Genomic DNA, 17,168 nt, shown 5'->3' with positions numbered 1-17,168 from the left:
GTATATTATTGCCACTCATAGGGGTGGAGCTTTATCGGACCGGCGGCCAAATACGCCACAGAAGGGCGTCACGTCGGTCCCGTACACTACCATCTGGCCTACAAGCTGATCCTTGCCCACGCCCCTCACTCCCCAGGGCGCAGAATGCGTCCGAAGCGGCTGGGAGTCCAGATCGCGTTCAGAGGTGCTGATTTCAGCCCGCACAACGCCAATTGCCAGCCCCGTGGCGATGCTTTCAGCGTCACCCTTGACCTCTCCTCGACGTCATGGTCCTTTTGGCATGCCTTACAAGGCCAACAACAACAATAAGGAGGGAAACAACCCCCATGGCGAAGAAATCCAGGCTAGCAAGAATCCGTGACGAACTCATCGAACAGCAGGGCGGCCTCTGCTGCTGGTGCCATCAGCCTTTCACGGCAACCGGGCCTAAACAAGCGACGTTAGAGCACCTGAAGCCAAAGATGCGCAACGGCACGAATTCGCGGGAGAATTTGGCTGCGGCCCACCTTCACTGCAATCAGCATCGCGGTCACCAGATGAACATGGCCAAGTTGCAGAAAGAAAAGGCAGCGAAGGCGGTAGAGGCTTGCGAATAAGTCGCGGCTTATGCATCATCCGCCGTTACAGGGGGCGGCATGACCGAGATCGAGATCGAGGGCGTCGGCGTCTATCGACTGCCAAACGAATGGCAATACGCGCGCCTCGGCCGCATGCGGGGCGAGAAGCGCCATACCGCGGTCCTGGCCTTTGGATGCGGCATGACGGTGCACCAGTTCGCTAAGCTGCCGCCAGACAGGCAGCAGGCGGTGCACAGGGCCTATCTGACCCTCATGGCGCCACCGGAGCCCGAGCCGGGCGACAACGACGCTGTGGCGCTTCCTGGTGGCCGCTGGTCGACGGATCTCAAGATCAGGGTAGGGTGCTGGTTGATGCACATCAAGGCGACGCTGCCACATGGGCATTTCGGGCCGTGGGTCGAGAAGCAGAAGCGCCTCAGCCGCGGCATGGCTCTACAGTGCATGGCGCTGGCCAGGGAAGCCCGCCAGAGGGCGATCGAGGCACGGGCGGCGTAGGACAGCGAAGAAGGGAAACGCGCGCTGGCGAGGCTGCCATATGGCCTTAGAAACAAGAAACCCCACCGGGCTTGGTGTCGCCGTGGTGGGGTTCGCCTCTCTCGAGGTCTTGAGGCTCAACGGCATTCGCCGCGAGCGATCGGCCTCAATATGGGGCTTCTGGGGTTAATGTCAATTTACCGAAAGCCGAGGCCGCAAAGAATTCCGTGCTTCACGCGCTCAAAATCCTCGTCGGACACCTTGATCGTCAGATACTTACGCTTGCCCTCATGGTCGCGACCGGTGCGAAACAAATCTAGGCGATTGAACGACACCGTGGCTACCATGTCGCATTTCACCCAGCCGACGACCGAATCAAAAGGCGCAGGCAGAGGTTCCAGGAAGTCGAGCTTGACGACGTAGTGCACGTTGTGGGTCGGCGCGGTCAAAGAGATCGGCACAACACTGCAGAGGCCGTCACGGTGTGGAAGCCTCGGCGAAATCACTATCGCCGGCCGCCGCTTCACCATCTCAGGCTCGCAGAAACCGCCCATAGCATAATCGCAAAGTACGAGCGTCTTTGGACCAACAGGATATCGAATCGCCATACTTTAGACGATCCGCAAGGACTTGCTTGAGATCAAGCGAGGAAGGTCGCTCTTCCCGCTTTTCACAGCTAACCAGCAATCAGGGCAATCCAGACGACCGTCCGGCTCATCATGGCTTCCGCAGCCTCACACCAGCGCCGCCGCCGTTTTCTGGGATGAACTCGACGCCGGCGGACTCGAGGGCCGCGCGCATCTTGTCCACGCTGCTGACCCGAGCATCCTGGCCTGCTTCGAACCTATTGACCGTATTGCCTCCGACGCCTGCCGCCTTGGCAAGGTCGAGGGTGCTCCAATTGAGGGCTGCACGCCCCATGCGGCATTGAACTGGCTTCATGTGGTGCTTTTATCACCATAAGCCATTGACAGCAAATCGGTGATAACAATATGCTTAATGGTGTAAATATCACCATTTGGAGCACCACCATGCCGAACACCCGTATTCCGGCCGCCGGCGAAGCTATGCCCGGCGCCGAGGGAATGCACATCATCACCGGACGATTTTCCCGCCGGCTCATCCTGGCCGGGATTGCCTCACTGCCTGCCACTGGTGGCGCTGTGGCGGCACCGCGCGCTGTTCCCGTCAAAGATCCGCTGATCGATGCGATCGCCGCCTTACGCGCCGGCCTTGAAGATTTCAATCGGAACGCCCCGGAGGATGACGATGAAGCGGAGGCCTACGCAGAGGTGTCGTATGGGCCGCCGATGGCCGTCATCGAGGAATGGGAGCGGCCGGCGGCATCAAGGCAGGGTGCCATCGAGGCCCTGCGGCTTGTCCTGGACGAGATGAGCTCGTTTGCTGCCTCGCCGACGGTGCCGCCGCTGGTTGCCGCGGCGCTGGCCTATCTTGAAGGGATGCCGTCATGAACGCGCTGCCATTCGGGATGCCCGCCGGCATGGATCCGCGCACCTGGCGGCAGGCGATCGAGGCACGCGTTAACGAGCTGCTCGACCAGTCCATGGCGCTGATCACCGCGCTGGACCTCATGGAAGCCGATTGCGACCTGGAGGACGACGCCGATGCTGAGCCCTATCTATCTGGCTGGTCTGGCGACAATGACGATCGCGAGCAGGATAACAGCGATGACGAAGACGACGGCACCGCAGAACCGACGCTCGGCGCTCCAAACTTCAACTACAATCAAGAGCATTGGGCCGACGGCGCCGCTGGTGATCATGAGCGCGAGGTGGATGACGATCGCGAGCATGACGAGGCAGAAGCCGGCATCGCCGACGCGGACGCGCTGGCGAATTTCTGTGTACTGGTGCCGGTATGAGCACGCTCGACCTGCTGTCAGCGGCGACAGAGCCCAGGGAAGACATGATCGTCATCCCGTTCCACCACGCCTACCGCAACAATTTCGGCATGATCCCTCTTCGGGCGGACGAGGGGTTGATGTTGGTTTCGCATTGGCACTACGACCGTGAGCGATACCCCCACGGTTCTTGCATCCAATAAGCACTGATCATTCCGCACGCGAAACGGTGGCCCGGAGGTTTCGGCTTCCGGGCCCTCAAGGCTCCAAGGGCACCTCGTACCCGCATTCGCGGCACTTGAACAAATCGTTTTTGCCGCCGCTCTCTTGATTGCTCAATGGCTCCTTCTTTGCTCGCAATATCCAGCAGTGCGGGCATTGTGGCGTCTCGTCAATGACGGGCTGATATCTATGAATACGGGCCGCCGCAGAGGCAGCGTGATCCACGTCGGATTTTAGCTTTGCCCCAGTTTCATCGTGAAGGGCGAGCTTGCGACGTAATGCTGCGGCCCGCCTTTCCTCGGCGAAAGCCAACTCGCCGGCCTCGTGCGTGAGCGTCTCCCTAAAACCGACCATCAAACCCTCCCGTCGCGTCCATTCCCGTGGACCTACCGATAGTCGCAGGGTCGACGCAGATTGCAAGAAAGAGGATTCTCTTGGGCATGCGGAGGCGATGTCAGCCACCAAGCATTGAAACCACATGTGCGGACTGGAGGCGCTCGCTGCGGCAACGTAGCGGGCACTTCGGCTTCCGGGGCCTATTTCTTGGCCGGTGCTTGCTGAGAGTCCAGATGCACGCGCAAGGCTATCTGAAGCAGAATTGCAAGGGCCAACATGCGCGGCGGCGGGGGCGGCATGGTCATGCTCCCCCTAACAAATGTTAAGCGTCGATGTTCCCGGATAAGGTCAACCTTGGTTAATTCGCCGTGCCGCTGCCTCACGGTGGCGGGCTACTTTGCACCTAAAGGCTCGGCGATCTCAAACCAAATGATCTCGCCAGAGCCGGTACGCGTCAGATACCAGCTCTTGGCCGTTTGCCGATCAAGCAATATCGTCGTAGGCTGCGATTGGTTGGGATTCAGATAGGTCGCAATCGAACCTTCGGAGACCTGGTAGCGAGGTTCGCTGTTTGAGCAACCACCGAGACTGCTGAGCAGTCCGACGATCCAAACCGCCTTAAGCGCCTTCATTTCAGATCCCTCCCCGATCACGAAATTGTTAGCCGCCGGTTAGCCGAGCCGAAAAATCCGGTTCAACTGTTTCAGATACGAAACGATATCCGATTGATTTTTAAGAGAAATTTGGTGGGTGTGCACAGGATCGAACTGTGGACCCGCTGATTAAGAGTCAGCTGCTCTACCAACTGAGCTACACACCCACACCGCCGGAAAACTCAGCGTCGGCGGCGCATATAGCCGCCGCTTTCGGCTGTGTCTAGGCCCTGCCGGATCATTTCCCGACAAATCGACACGGCATGATCGCGAAAAGTGGATTCCGGTTTTTCGGGAAAAGATCATGCCTGCCAAAAAAGCCCGCAGGTGTCACACAAATAGCTTGCCTTCAGCCACCTTGACCGCGTGGCCGCCAATGCGCGCGGAGGCCAGTTTCCCGCCATCGACATTGAGCTCGAGCCGGATGCGCGACGGCCGGCCCATTTCCAGCCCCTGCTCGATCCAGAGCTGCGAGATGCCGTCGGTCGGGGCGTCGAAATGCATGATGGCGCCGGCAAAGGCGGCCGCGGCCGAACCGGTCGCCGGGTCCTCATAGGAAGGCGTGCCGGGCACGATCATGCGGGCATGGAAGGCGCTGTCGTGATGCACCGTCTCGCGGCAATAGACATAGGGGCTGGCGAAGGCCCATTCGCTCTTGCGCGGCGCCAATTCCGACCACGCCTGGTTGTCGAGCCGGATCTTGGCCGCCTCCTCCAGGCCGGCAACGGGAATCGTCACATAAGGCACGCCGGCCGACCAGAAGGCGACGCGGTGATTCTCAAAGCCGATCTCGTGCGGGGCAAGGCCGAGCGCCGCGCCGATCGCGTCCGGGTCAGCCTTGAGCTCCAGCGGTTCCGGCAGTTTCGCCAAGTCGAACTCAGCGAATGTCGAGCCATCATGCTTGCTCACCGCGCAACGCACCGGCCCGATATTCTCCTCCAGCACGAAAATGCCGGCGGCCTCGCCAGCGAGTTCGGCCAGCGCGATCGCCGAGCCGACCGTCGGATGCCCCGCGAAAGGCATCTCATAGTCGGGCGTGAAGATGCGTATGCGGTTGCGATGCTTCGGATTGTCGGGAGGCAGCACGAACACTGTCTCAGACAGATTGAATTCACGTGCGATCGCCTGCATGCCGGCAGTGTCGAGCCCGTCGCTGTCCAGCACCACCGCAAGCGGATTTCCAGCCAGCCTTTCGGTGGTAAACACATCGTAAAGCAAGTAATTGCGCGCCATGGAGAAAACCTTTCGCCTCGCCCCGAATTTCTGCCTCAATCCAAACATGAGGGAAATTTAATTTGAAATTCGAACCTTAAGGCCTGATTTGTGGACGGATAGGGACATCCATTTTCAGCATAGGGGTCCGGCGTGGACCAGCTTGTCAATCCGGCAAACGCGGAATCCGGTACTTCCATAGAGACAGCGCTCGGGCTCGACCGCAAGGGCGTAAGCCGCAAGCGTCGCCGCTTCTGGTTCTACGCGCTGCTGACGATAGCGATAATCACGGCCGGCATTGCCCTCTATCGGTCGTATGCCGCAGCACCTCCCAGGATCGAATACACCGCCGTGCCCGCGGCGGTCGCCGACCTCACTGTCGCGGTATCGGCCACCGGTACGCTGCAGCCGCTGACCCAGGTCGACATCTCCAGCGAGCTTTCCGGCATCGTCCGCTCGGTCGCGGCCAATGAAAACCAGCAGGTCAAGAAGGGCGACGTGCTGGCGACGCTCGACACCGCCAAGCTCGAAGTCCAGATCGAGCGCGCCACCGCCTCCGCCAAGGCGGCGGCGGCCGCCGTCGAGAACGCCAAGGTTACCTTGCAGGAAAACGAGAACGCGGTTGTGCGCGCCAGCGCGCTGACCAAGCGCGGCATGGCGACGGACCAGTCGCTCGAAGCGGCGACGGCGACGCGCGACCGCTCGAAGGCGGCGCTCGACAGCGCCGAAGCCAATCTCGCCATCGCCCAGGCAGATCTCAAGGCGCAGCAGACCGATCTCGCCAAGAGCACCATCTATGCGCCGATCGACGGCATCGTGCTGACGCGCTCGGTCGATCCCGGCCAGACCGTCGCGTCCTCCCTGCAGGCGCCGGTGCTCTTCGTCATCGCCGCCGACCTTCGCAACATGGAATTGCAGGCCGCGGTCGACGAGGCCGATATCGGCCAGGTCAAGCCAGGCCAGCATGCCCGATTCACCGTCGACGCGTTCGCGGACCGACCCTTCGACGCAGAGATCCGCGACATCTCCTACGCCTCGGTCACCACCGACGGCGTTGTCACCTACAATGCCCGCCTCGAAGTCGACAATGGCGAGCTTCTCTTGCGGCCCGGTATGACGGCCACGGTCTCGGTGGTGACCCGGCAGGCCAAAAGCGTGCTTACCGTCCCGTCGACCGCCTTCCGCTATCGCCCGATGCAACAGCAGGCACGCGGCTGGAGCCTTAGCGACCTCTTCACCGGCCGCATGGGCCGCCCGAACCGCCAAGCCGAGGCAACGAAGGCGCCGACCGACGGCTCGCGCACGCTTTATGTGCTGGAGAACGGCCGACCGCACCCGGTCAACGTCAGGATCGGCTCGACCGACGGCGAGTTGACCGAGATCACGTCCGGCCTCGATGAGGGCGCTGAGGTCATCACCGGCGCACAGCAGCGGAGCTGACGAAATGTCGGCTCCCCTGCTCATCACCTTCGACAAGGTCTGGAAGAGCTATGGCGAGGGCGAGGCTCGCGTGCACGCGCTGGCCGGCGTCGATCTCGCCATTCGGCGCGGCGAATTCGTCGCCATCATGGGTCCCTCCGGCTCGGGCAAATCGACCGCGATGAATATCATCGGCTGCCTCGATACGCCGACAGCCGGAACCTACTCTTTCACGGGCATCGATGCGGGACGGCTCGACCGCAACCGCCGCGCGCTTTTGCGCAACCTCTATGTCGGCTTCGTCTTCCAGGGCTACAATCTCCTGCCGCGCACCACCGCGGCAGAAAATGTCGAGCTGCCGCTGATCTATCGCGGCGTCGCCGCGCGCGAGCGCCGCGATCTCGCCATGCAGGCGCTGGCCGAGGTCGGGCTTGTCGGGCGCGAGCATCACACGCCGGCCGAGCTTTCGGGCGGCCAGCAGCAGCGCGTGGCGATCGCCCGCGCCATCGTCACCAGGCCGACGCTGCTGGTCGCCGACGAACCGACCGGCAATCTCGACACCGCGCGTACGCATGAAATCATGGAGTTGATGACCAGGCTCAATGCCGAGCTCGGTCTCTCCATTGTCATGGTCACCCATGAGGCCGACGTCGCCGGCTATGCCGGCCGCACAATCCGCTTCCTCGACGGCCATGTCGCCTCCGATACTTTGAAAGCGGAGGAAGCAGCATGATCTGGGAAACTGTCCGCCTCTCGCTGCGCTCGATCCGCCGCAATGTGTTGCGCTCCTTCCTGACATTGCTTGGCATCGTCATCGGCGTCGCCGCCGTCATCGCCATGCTCACCATCGGCTCCGGCACGACGGAGAAGGTCAAGGCCGATATTTCCAAGCTCGGCAGCAACCTGCTCGTCGTCCGCGCCGGCCGGCCGGCAGGACCCGGCGGACCGGGAGGGCTCGACCAGGCGGTGCGGCCGCTGGCCGAAAAGGATGTCATGGCGCTCGTCGCGCATCTGAGCGGCGCCCGCGCGATTTCACCGGCCTCGCAAAAGCAGGTCCGCGTCATCTTCGGCACCGAAAGCCTGACTTCGGGCGTGACCGGCACCGACAGCGCCTATCTCGACGCCCGCGACTGGAAACTGGTCTCCGGGCGGCCGTTCAGCGATTCCGAAACGCGCGCCGGCGCCGGTGTGTGCCTGATCGGCGAAACCGTGCGACAGCAATTCTTCGGCGCCGGCGATCCGGAGGGCGAGATCATCCGTGTCAACCGCACCTCCTGCAAGATCATCGGCCTGCTCGAGCCCAAGGGCTATACCGGCTTCGGCCAGGACCAGGACAATGTCGTGCTGATGCCGCTGCACGCCTATCAGCGACGCATCGCCGGCAACCGCGACATCGACAACATCTATATCGCCGCCGACGACCGCACGCCGACCGGTGAGCTGCAGCCGCGCGTGGAGGACATTTTGCGCGACACGCGCCGTATCACGCCGGATCGCGATCCCGATTTCGCCATCCGCGACATGACCCAGATCGCCGATGCGATGACCAGCGCCACCACCACCATGACCGGCATGCTGGGCGCCGTCGCCGGCGTCAGCCTCCTGGTCGGCGGCATCGGCATCATGAACATCATGCTGGTCTCGGTCACCGAGCGCACGCGCGAGATCGGCATCAGGCTGGCCATCGGCGCGCACGAAAAGCACATCCTCATCCAGTTCCTGGTCGAGGCGACGGTGCTGTCGCTCTTTGGCGGCATCATCGGCATCCTGATCGGCCTGTCGCTGGCCGGCATGGCCTCGATGGCGCTGACGATACCCTTCGCGCCAAGCCCCGCCGTCATCCTGCTCGCCGTCGGCTTCTCGGCGCTGATCGGCATGGTGTTCGGCTTCTTCCCGGCGCTGCGCGGCGCAAGGCTCGACCCGATCGACGCGCTGCGGCACGAATAATCAGAGGCAGCGTTCTGCGCCTGTGCGCCGATCTTGCGGTGACGCAGCGCGGAGAGAGCGGCTGGGTGCTGCTAACGGCCGCCGCCGAAATGCCACTCGACCAGCGGCTTCATGTGCGGCATCAAGCCATCGGGCAGATCGCCGGCGTGGCGGATGATCACCGGCCCCTCGATCTCCGGCTCGGTCTCGGCGGCGACGAAGGCGGTGATGCGCCGCGCCAGCTCGTCGGCCGGTTCGGCCACGTGGTAGCGGCGGAAGATCACCGTGCCGCTTGCCGTCGATAGCGCGTGATAGCGCTGTCCGCGCTCGGCCGTCGAAAGGTCCAGCCCGGTCTCCTCCCTCACCTCCCGGATCATGTTGAAGTCGACATCGACGAGCCCGTCGCGGAAATCGATCGGCTCGAAGGAGCCGGCAGCGAAATAGACGCGGCCGGCATTGACCGTGTGCGGCCCCATGCGGATCGCCACCAGCGCATTGTCGCCGGCAACCAGCACGGCATGCGCGTAGGCGTGCTCGGCGCCGGAATTCTCGCGCCGCCTGCGCCACAGCAGGAACGTCGAATAGTTCACCGCATGGCAGCGGCCGACGAGGCGGCCGTCGCGGTAGGCAAGCTCGGAAAGCAGCACCACGGCGCCGTCGAACAATGCCGGATTGGCGGCGATCTCCTGCCGCCAGTTCTCGGCGATGGCTGCCGCATTGCTCAGCGCGAAGGGATGCGGGCCGGGATCGAGGCGGACATCGACCGCATCGACCGGAAGGATGACGTTGCGTGGCAGGTCGAAACTCAACAGTGTCACGCCATGTTCAGTGTGATCGCCACCGGGCAATGGTCCGACGCTTTCGGCCTGTCCCAGCCCGCGCGCGGGAAACGTTCGACATCCTGTCCGGGCGGAAAGATGGTGCGCCAGGGCTGGCCGTTGCGGATGATGTCGGGAACGGCGGTGGCGTTCTTCGCGGCCAGCGCCTTCGACAGCAGGATATAGTCGAGTTGGCAAAGGTGCCGCTCTTCCGGGCCGCGCGTATGGTAGAAGCTCCAGCGGTCCATCTCCGGACGCCGCTCGACAACATTCTCGCAAAAGCCGCCGGCGGTGAGCACATCGATCGAGGACCGGGCTTCGTCTATGACCTCGAAATGGTAGCCGTCGATCGCGTCGCCATCGATCTTCACGCGCTGCCGGTAATCATTCATGTCGCCGCAGATGGCCCAGCGTTTGTCGGCGGCATGGTCCTTGCCGAAACGCTCCTCGACGATGCGGCGCACCGCTTGCGCTTCCGCGATGCGCAGCGGCATCGACGCCTGGCGGCCATCCAGCCCGTTGCGCGGCGGCCCCATCGATTTGAAATGCACCAGATAGAGCGTTAACGGCACGCCGCCGACCCTCAGGTCGATCTCCAGGCAGTCGCGGCGAAAGACACGCTCATTGGCGAGATAGCCGAGCGCGGCGAGCTCCGGCGTGAACAGGCCGAACTGTTCGAAGGTGACATAGGCATGGCTGGTCATGCGCACGAAGTCGATCGGCTGCCCTTGCGCCGTTTCGTTGCGCATCATCACCGCGACATCGATGCCGCGCGTATCGTTGCCGGCGGTGGTGTATTTCTGCCGGTAGCCCTGGCCGATCATCTTGAACAGATAGCCATATTCGAAAGCCTTCAGCGCCTCGATATTGTCGACCTCCTGCATGCAGATGATGTCGGCGCGGGTGGCTGCTATGGCGAGCGCCGTCAGCTGGCGCGTGTCGTCGGACTGGGCGATGGCACGGGCCTGCTCGAGAAACCGGTATTCGGCCTCGCTCTGGATATCGAACAGCGCCAGCGTGCGGTCTTCATTGAGCTGGTTGCGATAGCCCGAGAAATCGAACCTGCTCATCAGGTTCTCGACGTTGAAGGTGGCAAGCCGAAGCGACATGGCCGTGACCTTTGCCCGCAAGCGGGGACGAAAACAAGAGCCAGGCGCGATACTCGTTATGGTTGATGGAACCTTTCCGTTCATCTTCCGTTCAGACGGAAAGTTCCAACAATGGGCCTCTTCCCGGGGTGTGCTGGGCGTGGGGCCTTTGCTCCTTGGAGAGTGAAATGAAACCGCTTTTCTCTTCCCTTCGATCCGGGCTCCTGGCCCTCGGTTTCGTTGCCGGCGTGACGGCGCCGTCGGTGGCCGGCCCAATCCTGCAACCCGATCTGTCGACCGCAACCAGCACGGCGGCAACCATCATACCCATCCGCGACAGCTGGGCCGGCGGCAACGACCGGCGGGGGATGTATGACTGGCGCTGGCGGCGCGGTGGCGACTGGCGGGGCCGGGATTTCAGATGGCGCGGCGACGACTTCCGCTCTCGTCATTTCTCCCGCAACTGGGATGGGGATGGCGACTGGCGCTGGCGGCATCATCGCCATCATCGGCGTTTCGACAATGGTGACGCCGCCCTTCTGGGGCTTGGGCTAGGCCTGGGCCTGGGTAGCCTCGCCTACAACAACTACTACGATCCATATTATTACGACCCTTACCCGCGCTACGTTCAGCCGCGGCGCATCTACCGGACCGAGCGGCTTTCCAGGGCCCATGTCCAATGGTGCTACGACCGCTACCGGTCCTATCGGGCCTGGGACAACACGTTCCAGCCCAACTACGGCCCGCGCCGGCAGTGCATCTCGCCCTATATCTGAGCCCTTCGGCAGGAAGGATGAGACGGCGCCCTTCGCGGCGCCGTTTTATTTTGCCGAACCTGTGTCCGCCATCGGCCGATAACCCTAAATTCATCGGCGGCGGCTATTCAATATGACGATTCGCGCGAACGGGGTGCGAGACGTGCACGCCATGGCCGAAAACGAACACAGAAACCAACACAGGCAACGCGTGCTCAAAGGCGCGGCGATCCTGACCGGCATCAACAATTCCGAGGTCAGATGCACGGTGCGCAACATGCATGCTAACGGCGCAGAGTTGAAAGTGCCGATCGATGCGCGCGTGCCGGACGAATTCCTTCTCTATGTGCCGATCGACGGCATCGGCTACAGGGCGGTGGTCCGTTGGCGCCGCGAGGACCGCATCGGCGTCGAGTTCACCGGCACCGAGCCCAAGCCGCACTGGCACTACGGCTAGATCCCGGACCCGACCAGCTTGCTTGGCAAAGAAAGGGCCGGCGGATCGCTCCGCCGGCCTTTGGGATGCAACGGTGAAATCGAAGATCAGTTCTTCGCCTTGTCGACCAGCTTGTTCTTGGCGATCGCCCGCGCGACCGCAGGGCAAGCCCGAGGACGCGCAGGCAAAAAGACGTGGATCGCCTTAGTTCTTCGCCTTGTCGACCAGCTTGTTCTTGGCGATCACCCGCGCGACCGCAGGGCGAAGCCCGAGGACGCGCAGGCAAAAAGACGTGGATCGCCTTAGTTCTTCGCCTTGTCGACCAGCTTGTTCTTGGCGATCCACGGCATCATCGCGCGGAGCTTAGAGCCCACCTCTTCGATCTGGTGGCTGTCGTTGCCACGGCGGATGCCCTTGAAGCGCGACAGGCCGGCGCGATATTCCTGCATCCATTCCGAGGTGAACTTGCCGGTCTGGATGTCCTTCAGGATGCGCTTCATCTCGGCTTTGGTGTCGGCGGTGATGATGCGCGGACCCGAGACATATTCGCCCCATTCGGCGGTGTTCGAGATCGAGTAGTTCATGTTGGCGATGCCGCCTTCATAGATCAGGTCGACGATCAGCTTCACCTCGTGCAGGCACTCGAAATAGGCCATTTCCGGCGCGTAGCCGGCTTCCACCAGCGTCTCGAAACCAGCGCGGATCAACTCGACCAGACCGCCGCACAGCACCACCTGCTCGCCGAACAGGTCGGTCTCGCATTCCTCGCGGAAATTGGTCTCGATGATGCCCGAACGGCCGCCGCCGACGCCGCAGGCGTAGGAGAGCGCGAGGTCGAGTGCGTTGCCCGAAGCGTCCTGGTTGACGGCCACCAGGCACGGCACGCCGCCGCCCTTCTGGTATTCGCCGCGCACCGTGTGGCCCGGGCCCTTCGGCGCGATCATGACGACGTCGACCGAGGCCTTCGGCTCGATCAGGCCGAAATGCACGTTGAGGCCGTGCGCGAAGGCGATCGCGGCGCCGTCGCGGATGTTCGGCGCGATCTCGTTTTTGTAGATGTCGGCCTGCAATTCGTCGGGCGTCGCCATCATCATCAGGTCGGCCCATTTGGCAGCGTCGGCCACGCTCATCACCTTGAGCCCGTCGGCCTCGACCTTCTTGGCGGTCGCCGAGCCGGCCTTCAGGCCGATGGCGATCTCCTTGACGCCGGAATCCTTGAGGTTGAGCGCGTGCGCCCGGCCCTGGCTGCCATAGCCGATGATGGCGACCTTCTTGCCCTTGATCAGATTGAGATCGGCGTCACGATCGTAATAGACACGCATTGTGGTCTTCCTTCCCGTTTGAAGATCAGAGGGCCTGCGGCCCGGTTTTTGCTCCGAAAAGAGCGAGAAACTGTTGCGTCGCGCGGCGGGCATCGCCGCCGATCGTCGCCCCAGTCAATTCCACCCGATCGCCGAGCAGCAGACGTATCTGCACGTCCCGGCCGACCAAGCCGAAAAAGGTCCGGAACGCCGTCTCGGCGTCCTCGAAATCGAGCAGTCCTGCCTGGCGTCCGGCTTCGAGCACAGGCTTCAGGCGCTTCGCCAAGGCAAAGCGGCCGTTCTGCAGCACGACGGCGCCGAGATCGTCCTTGCCCGAGCCGGCATGGCTGACCGCGACACGGTTGAGCGCGATCGAGGTGTCGCTGGAAATCACCTTGAGCCAGTCTGATGCGAAGCGTTCGAGGCTCGCGGTGAGCGAAGCAAGGTCGAGCCCTTCGCGATCGACCGGCGCCACGCGCACTTTGGACGCCTGCCACTGCACTGTAGCCGTCAGCAGCCCGTCACGGTCTCCGAACCACTTGTATAGCGTCTCCTTGGAGCAGCTTGCCCGCCGCGCCACCGCAGTCATGGTCAGGTTGTCGCCCTCCTCGACCAGCAGACGAAGCGCCGCATCCAGAACGGCCTGCTGGCGCTCGGTGAGCGTCTCGCTGTTGTCGATGTCGGCGCCTGCCTGCAGCACGTTCTGTCCTGTTTTTCCGGTCGCTCGGATGCGTACCGTACGTTACGGTTCGGCTTATTGCGCATTCCGGTTTCGGATGCAAGGGGCCGCGGCGAAAAACGATCCGGCAGAACAGCGAAGGGCTCGCCCGCTAATCGCTTATCGGGGGATCACGCAGCCGTCCGAGAAGGCTAGCCAATGTCTTCAGATCCTGGGCTGAAAGCCTGTCGCCCATTTGGTCCGCGATCGAAGCGCCATAGACAGCCCAGATGCGGCGGCGCATGTCCCGACCGCTTGGCGTGATGCGCACGGTCTGGCCCCGGCCGTCATCGGAGACCGGCAGCTTTTCGACCAGGCCATTCGCTTCCAGCCGGGCCAGCAGCCTTGAAACGCCGTACTGTGCCAACAGAACGCGATCGATCAGCTCGAACGGCCGCAGCCCTCCCTCGCCCGCTTCCGCCAGCTCGTGCAGCACGTCATACCAGCCTAGCGGCGGCAGCCCGCTGGCCTTCAGCGCGTCCTCGGTCTTTTCGACCAGTTGGCGCGAGACGCGCATGAGGCGCGCCCAGGCGGTGACGGCTTCGGGCGATGGGGATTTCTTCGTCATCGGCGCAGCCTAGCGGATAGATGCAATTGCATCAAGCTTGACGATCGATGCAAATGCATTCATATAGATGCAAACGCATCGATATGGAGTTCTCCGATGAAACATGAAATCTGCAAGATCGCCGATATCCCGCAAACCGGCAGCCTGATGGCGCCGTTCTTCGGCCGCGAGATACATGTCTGGCGCAGCGGCGAGCGCATCCGCGCCGCGGCCAATGTCTGCCTGCATTTCGGCGGGCCGCTGGAATGCAAGGACGGCTCACTTGTCTGCCAATGGCATGGCGCGAAATTCGACATGACAAGCGGCGAGCGCCTGGAAGGCCCGGCGCCGAAGGGCTCCCGCCTGATGTTCCTGTCGACCCGCGTCGAAGACGGCGCGCTGAACTATGTCTGGGGGGAATGAGATGACCGCCAGGCTCACCCTCGTCAGCCATCACCTCTGCCCCTACGTCCAGCGCGCCGCGATCTCGCTTGCCGAGAAAGGCGTGCCGTTCGAACGGGTCGATGTCGACCTTGCCAACAAGCCCGACTGGTTCAAGGCGGTCTCGCCGCTCGGCAAGGTGCCGCTGCTGCGCGTCCGGCATGGCGACGCGCAGGAAGTCATTTTCGAATCCGCCGTCATCCTCGAATTTCTCGAGGAGACGGAGGCCAATCCGTTGCACGCTGCCGATCCGCTGCTGCGGGCCAGGCATCGCGCCTGGATCGAATTCGGCTCGGCGATCCTCAATGCCATCGGCCGCTTCTATTCCGCTGCCGATGAAGCCGCTTTCCTCCGTGAAAGCAGAGGCTTGTCCGGGATGTTCGCGCGTGTGGAAGCAGAACTCGCGGCAAGGCAAAGCGGTCCGTGGTTCGCCGGGGATCGTTTCTCGCTGGTCGACGCCGTCTACGGACCGGTCTTCCGCTATTTCGACACGTTCGACCGCATCGGCGACTTCGGCATTCTGGACGGCAAGCCGCTCGTCCAAGCCTGGCGCGAGGCGTTGAGCGAACGGAAATCGGTGAAGGAAGCCGTCAGCCCGGACTATCCGTGGCGGCTGCACGCCTTCCTGCGGGCAAAGGGGTCTTACCTGTCCGAGATCATCCGGCTGCAGGCCATTGCAACTCCGCAAGCCCGATCCGCCTGAACGGGTCGATTACCGTACCGGCGACCATGGCCGCAAGGAGTTGCGGCCCTGGCGGAACTCTCGCCAGCGCCGCGACCACACGGTCGCGGACAAAGGGCAAGGCCACGGAGTCCGACTGGTAGAAGGGTGTCAGCGACAGGGACAGCGCCTGGAACATGCGCACATGCCAGCGTCTTGCCTTCGCGTAGGTGTCGAGCGCGTCGTCGACTCCCCTCGCGTGCTCCAGCGTGTGGCTGAGCGCCGCGGCGTCGAGCAGCGCCATGTTCGCGCCTTGCCCGAGCTGCGGGCTGGTCGAATGCGCGGCATCGCCGATGACGGCAAGCCGCCGGCCGGCTGGCAATGTCATCGTATGGTGGCCATAGCGGGCGAGCGAGAGCTGCTCGAAACTGTCGATCTGGCTGGTGAAAGCCTCGCACTCTGGCCACACAGAGACTACCCTCGCCTTCCAGGCATAGAGGCCCTTCGCCTTTATCTGTTCGGCATCGGCCGGCTTGAGGCTCCAGAAGAAAGCCGCCATGTCTTGCGCGCCAGGCTCGGGCCGGCCGATGGGCAGCACGCCGACCATTATGCTTGCCTTGTCGTAGCGCTGCAGCAGCGCGCTTCTGTCAAAGCCGTCCCGCCAGCCGAGCGACGCCCAGAATGCGCCATAGGCGAGCGGCCGTGGCATGGCGTTATCGCCGAGATATGACCGCAGTTTCGAGCGCGCGCCGCTGGCATCGACAATGAGGTCGAACGGCCCGAGCCGCCTGCCGTTGCCGCAGACCAGCGTCGCGCGCTCGCCGACTTCCAGCGTTTCGACCTCGACATCGGTTTCGATGGCGATCGCTTTGCGCAAGGCGGCGCGGTAGAGCACCCCGAACAGCGCCGCCCGATGCACGGCGAGGCCGAAGCGGCGGCCTCGCCGCGCGTCATAGCGGACTTCGAGCACCGTGCGCCCGCTGCCGGCGTCAGTGCCGTGCAGCCGCTCGATGCGGCTGCCAAGTGAAAGGATCTCATCGAGCAGGCTGAGATCGGCGAGCACTGTCAGCCCGGTCGGCTGCAGGATGAGGCCTGAGCCGACAGGTCTCGGCGCGTCGAAACGCTCGAAAACGGTGACCTTGTGTCCGGCCCGCTTGAGGTAAAGCGCTGCCGCCAGCCCGGCCGGACCAGCGCCGGCAATCGCGATCTCGTAAGACTTGCCCATCGTCCCCCAACCCGACCCTGCGGGGACAATCCCGCTTGGAACGCGCCGGATCAATCGGGCGCTTTGACGCTTGTGTCGAGAGATCAGCCCTGGGCGGTGTCGAAGGCGGCGCGCGCATCGCGCACCGCGTCATGATTGAGTTCGGCCCATTGAACGAGCTGTTGCAGAGGCAGGAACATCGAACGTCCAAGATCGGTCAGGCTGTATTCGACGCTCGGCGGCTTGGTCGGGAACACCTCGCGGTGCACGTAGCCGTCCCGCTGCAGATCATGGAGCGTCTGCGTCAGCATGCGCTGCGAGATGTCGGGAACCAGCCGGCGCAGCTCGCCAAAGCGATAGGGCTTCTCGGCCAGTGCCATCACCAGCAGCGAGCTCCATTTGCCGCTGATGCCCTGGATCACGTCGCGGACCGGACAATCGGCGAAATTGGCGCCGTTCGTCATGGCCTTGTAGACCTCGAGCTTGGCTTTCAGATTGAAGATCTTGCTGTCCATCAC

Annotated in this window: 24 protein-coding genes and 1 tRNA gene; 13 read left to right on the top strand and 12 right to left on the bottom strand. The window is 63.1% G+C overall.

Features of this window, described 5'->3' with window-relative positions:
- The first annotated feature begins 326 nt into the window (after window positions 1–326).
- Window positions 327–596 carry an HNH endonuclease gene (locus CK219_RS00365; protein WP_176476895.1) on the top strand — a complete coding sequence of 90 codons (270 nt, stop codon included), beginning with the start codon at window positions 327–329 and terminating at the stop codon, window positions 594–596.
- Between the two features lie 39 nt (window positions 597–635).
- Window positions 636–1,073 (top strand): hypothetical protein, encoded by a 438-nt coding sequence (locus CK219_RS00360; protein WP_095764820.1) that lies wholly within the window; start codon window positions 636–638, stop codon window positions 1,071–1,073.
- A 176-nt stretch (window positions 1,074–1,249) separates the two neighbouring features.
- Here CK219_RS00360 and CK219_RS00355 read toward each other — a convergent pair whose 3' ends face one another.
- Window positions 1,250–1,606, bottom strand: coding sequence for a type II toxin-antitoxin system PemK/MazF family toxin (locus CK219_RS00355; RefSeq protein ID WP_210199983.1), 357 nt, complete (start codon window positions 1,604–1,606; stop codon window positions 1,250–1,252).
- 76 nt (window positions 1,607–1,682) lie between these two features.
- On the opposite strand from CK219_RS00355, the gene CK219_RS32710 reads away from it, so the two are divergent.
- The 4 genes from CK219_RS32710 (at window position 1,683) to CK219_RS00335 (ending at window position 3,116) form a co-directional block, all read left to right on the top strand.
- Window positions 1,683–2,015 carry a hypothetical protein gene (locus CK219_RS32710; RefSeq protein ID WP_176476894.1) on the top strand — a complete coding sequence of 111 codons (333 nt, stop codon included), beginning with the start codon at window positions 1,683–1,685 and terminating at the stop codon, window positions 2,013–2,015.
- A gap of 68 nt (window positions 2,016–2,083) precedes the next feature.
- The gene (locus tag CK219_RS00345) at window positions 2,084–2,524 is read left to right on the top strand and encodes a hypothetical protein (RefSeq protein ID WP_095764818.1); all 441 of its coding nucleotides are present in this window, start codon (window positions 2,084–2,086) and stop codon (window positions 2,522–2,524) included.
- Window positions 2,521–2,934, top strand: a complete 414-nt coding sequence (locus CK219_RS00340) for a hypothetical protein (RefSeq protein ID WP_095764817.1) — start codon at window positions 2,521–2,523, stop codon at window positions 2,932–2,934. Before CK219_RS00345 ends, CK219_RS00340 begins: the two co-directional genes overlap by 4 nt.
- The gene (locus CK219_RS00335; protein ID WP_095764816.1) at window positions 2,931–3,116 is read left to right on the top strand and encodes a hypothetical protein; all 186 of its coding nucleotides are present in this window, start codon (window positions 2,931–2,933) and stop codon (window positions 3,114–3,116) included. Before CK219_RS00340 ends, CK219_RS00335 begins: the two co-directional genes overlap by 4 nt.
- A 55-nt stretch (window positions 3,117–3,171) precedes the next feature.
- On the opposite strand, the gene CK219_RS00330 is transcribed toward CK219_RS00335, so the two are convergent.
- The 4 genes from CK219_RS00330 to CK219_RS00315 all read right to left on the bottom strand — a co-directional run bounded on the left by CK219_RS00330 (window position 3,172) and on the right by CK219_RS00315 (window position 5,357).
- On the bottom strand, window positions 3,172–3,489 hold the full coding sequence (locus CK219_RS00330; protein WP_095764815.1) for a hypothetical protein: 318 nt from the start codon (window positions 3,487–3,489) through the stop codon (window positions 3,172–3,174).
- A gap of 374 nt (window positions 3,490–3,863) precedes the next feature.
- Window positions 3,864–4,103, bottom strand: coding sequence for a hypothetical protein (locus tag CK219_RS32025; protein ID WP_095764814.1), 240 nt, complete (start codon window positions 4,101–4,103; stop codon window positions 3,864–3,866).
- 112 nt (window positions 4,104–4,215) lie between these two features.
- A tRNA-Lys gene (locus CK219_RS00320) sits at window positions 4,216–4,291 on the bottom strand.
- A gap of 163 nt (window positions 4,292–4,454) precedes the next feature.
- Window positions 4,455–5,357 (bottom strand): PhzF family phenazine biosynthesis protein, encoded by a 903-nt coding sequence (locus CK219_RS00315; RefSeq protein WP_095764813.1) that lies wholly within the window; start codon window positions 5,355–5,357, stop codon window positions 4,455–4,457.
- A 132-nt stretch (window positions 5,358–5,489) separates the two neighbouring features.
- Between CK219_RS00315 and CK219_RS00310 the strand changes: the two genes are divergently transcribed.
- From CK219_RS00310 to CK219_RS00300, 3 genes are read left to right on the top strand one after another with little or no spacing between them, the layout of a single operon-like run.
- Window positions 5,490–6,776, top strand: a complete 1,287-nt coding sequence (locus CK219_RS00310; protein ID WP_095764812.1) for an efflux RND transporter periplasmic adaptor subunit — start codon at window positions 5,490–5,492, stop codon at window positions 6,774–6,776.
- 4 nt (window positions 6,777–6,780) lie between these two features.
- Window positions 6,781–7,488 carry an ABC transporter ATP-binding protein gene (locus tag CK219_RS00305; protein WP_095764811.1) on the top strand — a complete coding sequence of 236 codons (708 nt, stop codon included), beginning with the start codon at window positions 6,781–6,783 and terminating at the stop codon, window positions 7,486–7,488.
- The gene (locus CK219_RS00300) at window positions 7,485–8,702 is read left to right on the top strand and encodes an ABC transporter permease (RefSeq protein ID WP_095764810.1); all 1,218 of its coding nucleotides are present in this window, start codon (window positions 7,485–7,487) and stop codon (window positions 8,700–8,702) included. The genes CK219_RS00305 and CK219_RS00300 overlap by 4 nt, the downstream gene beginning before the upstream one ends.
- 71 nt (window positions 8,703–8,773) lie before the next feature.
- Here the strand turns inward: CK219_RS00300 and CK219_RS00295 are convergent, their stop codons facing one another.
- Window positions 8,774–9,490 carry a hypothetical protein gene (locus CK219_RS00295; protein WP_095765533.1) on the bottom strand — a complete coding sequence of 239 codons (717 nt, stop codon included), beginning with the start codon at window positions 9,488–9,490 and terminating at the stop codon, window positions 8,774–8,776.
- 5 nt (window positions 9,491–9,495) lie between these two features.
- Window positions 9,496–10,608, bottom strand: coding sequence for an endonuclease/exonuclease/phosphatase family protein (locus CK219_RS00290; protein ID WP_095764809.1), 1,113 nt, complete (start codon window positions 10,606–10,608; stop codon window positions 9,496–9,498).
- Between the two features lie 167 nt (window positions 10,609–10,775).
- Between CK219_RS00290 and CK219_RS00285 the strand changes: the two genes are divergently transcribed.
- Together CK219_RS00285 and CK219_RS00280 are read left to right on the top strand one after the other, a co-directional pair.
- Window positions 10,776–11,363, top strand: a complete 588-nt coding sequence (locus tag CK219_RS00285) for a BA14K family protein (protein ID WP_095764808.1) — start codon at window positions 10,776–10,778, stop codon at window positions 11,361–11,363.
- A 151-nt stretch (window positions 11,364–11,514) separates the two neighbouring features.
- A complete protein-coding gene (locus CK219_RS00280; RefSeq protein WP_095764807.1) occupies window positions 11,515–11,799 on the top strand; it encodes a PilZ domain-containing protein in 285 nt (94 codons plus the stop codon).
- A gap of 281 nt (window positions 11,800–12,080) precedes the next feature.
- On the opposite strand, the gene ilvC is transcribed toward CK219_RS00280, so the two are convergent.
- From ilvC to CK219_RS00265, 3 genes are all read right to left on the bottom strand, one after another.
- Entirely contained in the window at window positions 12,081–13,100 is a 1,020-nt protein-coding gene (gene ilvC / locus CK219_RS00275; protein WP_095764806.1) for a ketol-acid reductoisomerase, read from the bottom strand.
- Window positions 13,101–13,125: 25 nt separating this feature from the next.
- Window positions 13,126–13,779, bottom strand: a complete 654-nt coding sequence (locus tag CK219_RS00270) for a TetR/AcrR family transcriptional regulator (RefSeq protein WP_095764805.1) — start codon at window positions 13,777–13,779, stop codon at window positions 13,126–13,128.
- 130 nt (window positions 13,780–13,909) lie between these two features.
- Complete coding sequence (locus tag CK219_RS00265) at window positions 13,910–14,365, bottom strand: MarR family winged helix-turn-helix transcriptional regulator (RefSeq protein WP_095764804.1); 456 nt, start codon at window positions 14,363–14,365, stop codon at window positions 13,910–13,912.
- A gap of 96 nt (window positions 14,366–14,461) precedes the next feature.
- Between CK219_RS00265 and CK219_RS00260 the strand changes: the two genes are divergently transcribed.
- Together CK219_RS00260 and CK219_RS00255 are read left to right on the top strand one after the other, a co-directional pair.
- Window positions 14,462–14,767, top strand: a complete 306-nt coding sequence (locus CK219_RS00260) for a Rieske (2Fe-2S) protein (protein ID WP_095764803.1) — start codon at window positions 14,462–14,464, stop codon at window positions 14,765–14,767.
- A 1-nt stretch (window position 14,768) separates the two neighbouring features.
- The gene (locus CK219_RS00255; RefSeq protein ID WP_176476893.1) at window positions 14,769–15,488 is read left to right on the top strand and encodes a glutathione S-transferase family protein; all 720 of its coding nucleotides are present in this window, start codon (window positions 14,769–14,771) and stop codon (window positions 15,486–15,488) included.
- Here the strand turns inward: CK219_RS00255 and CK219_RS00250 are convergent.
- Together CK219_RS00250 and CK219_RS00245 are read right to left on the bottom strand one after the other, a co-directional pair.
- Complete coding sequence (locus tag CK219_RS00250; protein WP_095764801.1) at window positions 15,442–16,671, bottom strand: NAD(P)/FAD-dependent oxidoreductase; 1,230 nt, start codon at window positions 16,669–16,671, stop codon at window positions 15,442–15,444. The genes CK219_RS00255 and CK219_RS00250 overlap by 47 nt on opposite strands.
- An 83-nt stretch (window positions 16,672–16,754) precedes the next feature.
- Window positions 16,755–17,165 (bottom strand): helix-turn-helix domain-containing protein, encoded by a 411-nt coding sequence (locus tag CK219_RS00245; protein ID WP_095764800.1) that lies wholly within the window; start codon window positions 17,163–17,165, stop codon window positions 16,755–16,757.
- Between the last annotated feature and the right edge of the window lie 3 nt (window positions 17,166–17,168).

It is taken from the genome of Mesorhizobium sp. WSM4313 (genome assembly GCF_002294725.1).
Classification (GTDB): domain Bacteria; phylum Pseudomonadota; class Alphaproteobacteria; order Rhizobiales; family Rhizobiaceae; genus Mesorhizobium.
This window is presented reverse-complemented; position numbering and strand designations above follow the sequence as displayed.

Bases quoted from the DNA above. Each gene is read 5' to 3' on its own strand.
- CK219_RS00365 (WP_176476895.1), top strand. From the start codon at position 327: ATGGCGAAGAAATCCAGGCTAGCAAGAATCCGTGACGAACTCATCGAA.
- CK219_RS00360 (WP_095764820.1), top strand. From the start codon at position 636: ATGACCGAGATCGAGATCGAGGGCGTCGGCGTCTATCGACTGCCAAAC.
- CK219_RS00355 (WP_210199983.1), bottom strand. From the start codon at position 1,606: ATGGGCGGTTTCTGCGAGCCTGAGATGGTGAAGCGGCGGCCGGCGATA.
- CK219_RS00345 (WP_095764818.1), top strand. From the start codon at position 2,084: ATGCCGAACACCCGTATTCCGGCCGCCGGCGAAGCTATGCCCGGCGCC.
- CK219_RS00340 (WP_095764817.1), top strand. From the start codon at position 2,521: ATGAACGCGCTGCCATTCGGGATGCCCGCCGGCATGGATCCGCGCACC.
- CK219_RS00335 (WP_095764816.1), top strand. From the start codon at position 2,931: ATGAGCACGCTCGACCTGCTGTCAGCGGCGACAGAGCCCAGGGAAGAC.
- CK219_RS00330 (WP_095764815.1), bottom strand. From the start codon at position 3,489: ATGGTCGGTTTTAGGGAGACGCTCACGCACGAGGCCGGCGAGTTGGCT.
- CK219_RS32025 (WP_095764814.1), bottom strand. From the start codon at position 4,103: ATGAAGGCGCTTAAGGCGGTTTGGATCGTCGGACTGCTCAGCAGTCTC.
- CK219_RS00315 (WP_095764813.1), bottom strand. From the start codon at position 5,357: ATGGCGCGCAATTACTTGCTTTACGATGTGTTTACCACCGAAAGGCTG.
- CK219_RS00305 (WP_095764811.1), top strand. From the start codon at position 6,781: ATGTCGGCTCCCCTGCTCATCACCTTCGACAAGGTCTGGAAGAGCTAT.
- CK219_RS00300 (WP_095764810.1), top strand. From the start codon at position 7,485: ATGATCTGGGAAACTGTCCGCCTCTCGCTGCGCTCGATCCGCCGCAAT.
- CK219_RS00290 (WP_095764809.1), bottom strand. From the start codon at position 10,608: ATGTCGCTTCGGCTTGCCACCTTCAACGTCGAGAACCTGATGAGCAGG.
- CK219_RS00285 (WP_095764808.1), top strand. From the start codon at position 10,776: ATGAAACCGCTTTTCTCTTCCCTTCGATCCGGGCTCCTGGCCCTCGGT.
- CK219_RS00280 (WP_095764807.1), top strand. From the start codon at position 11,515: ATGGCCGAAAACGAACACAGAAACCAACACAGGCAACGCGTGCTCAAA.
- ilvC (WP_095764806.1), bottom strand. From the start codon at position 13,100: ATGCGTGTCTATTACGATCGTGACGCCGATCTCAATCTGATCAAGGGC.
- CK219_RS00265 (WP_095764804.1), bottom strand. From the start codon at position 14,365: ATGACGAAGAAATCCCCATCGCCCGAAGCCGTCACCGCCTGGGCGCGC.
- CK219_RS00260 (WP_095764803.1), top strand. From the start codon at position 14,462: ATGAAACATGAAATCTGCAAGATCGCCGATATCCCGCAAACCGGCAGC.
- CK219_RS00255 (WP_176476893.1), top strand. From the start codon at position 14,769: ATGACCGCCAGGCTCACCCTCGTCAGCCATCACCTCTGCCCCTACGTC.
- CK219_RS00250 (WP_095764801.1), bottom strand. From the start codon at position 16,671: ATGGGCAAGTCTTACGAGATCGCGATTGCCGGCGCTGGTCCGGCCGGG.
- CK219_RS00245 (WP_095764800.1), bottom strand. From the start codon at position 17,165: ATGGACAGCAAGATCTTCAATCTGAAAGCCAAGCTCGAGGTCTACAAG.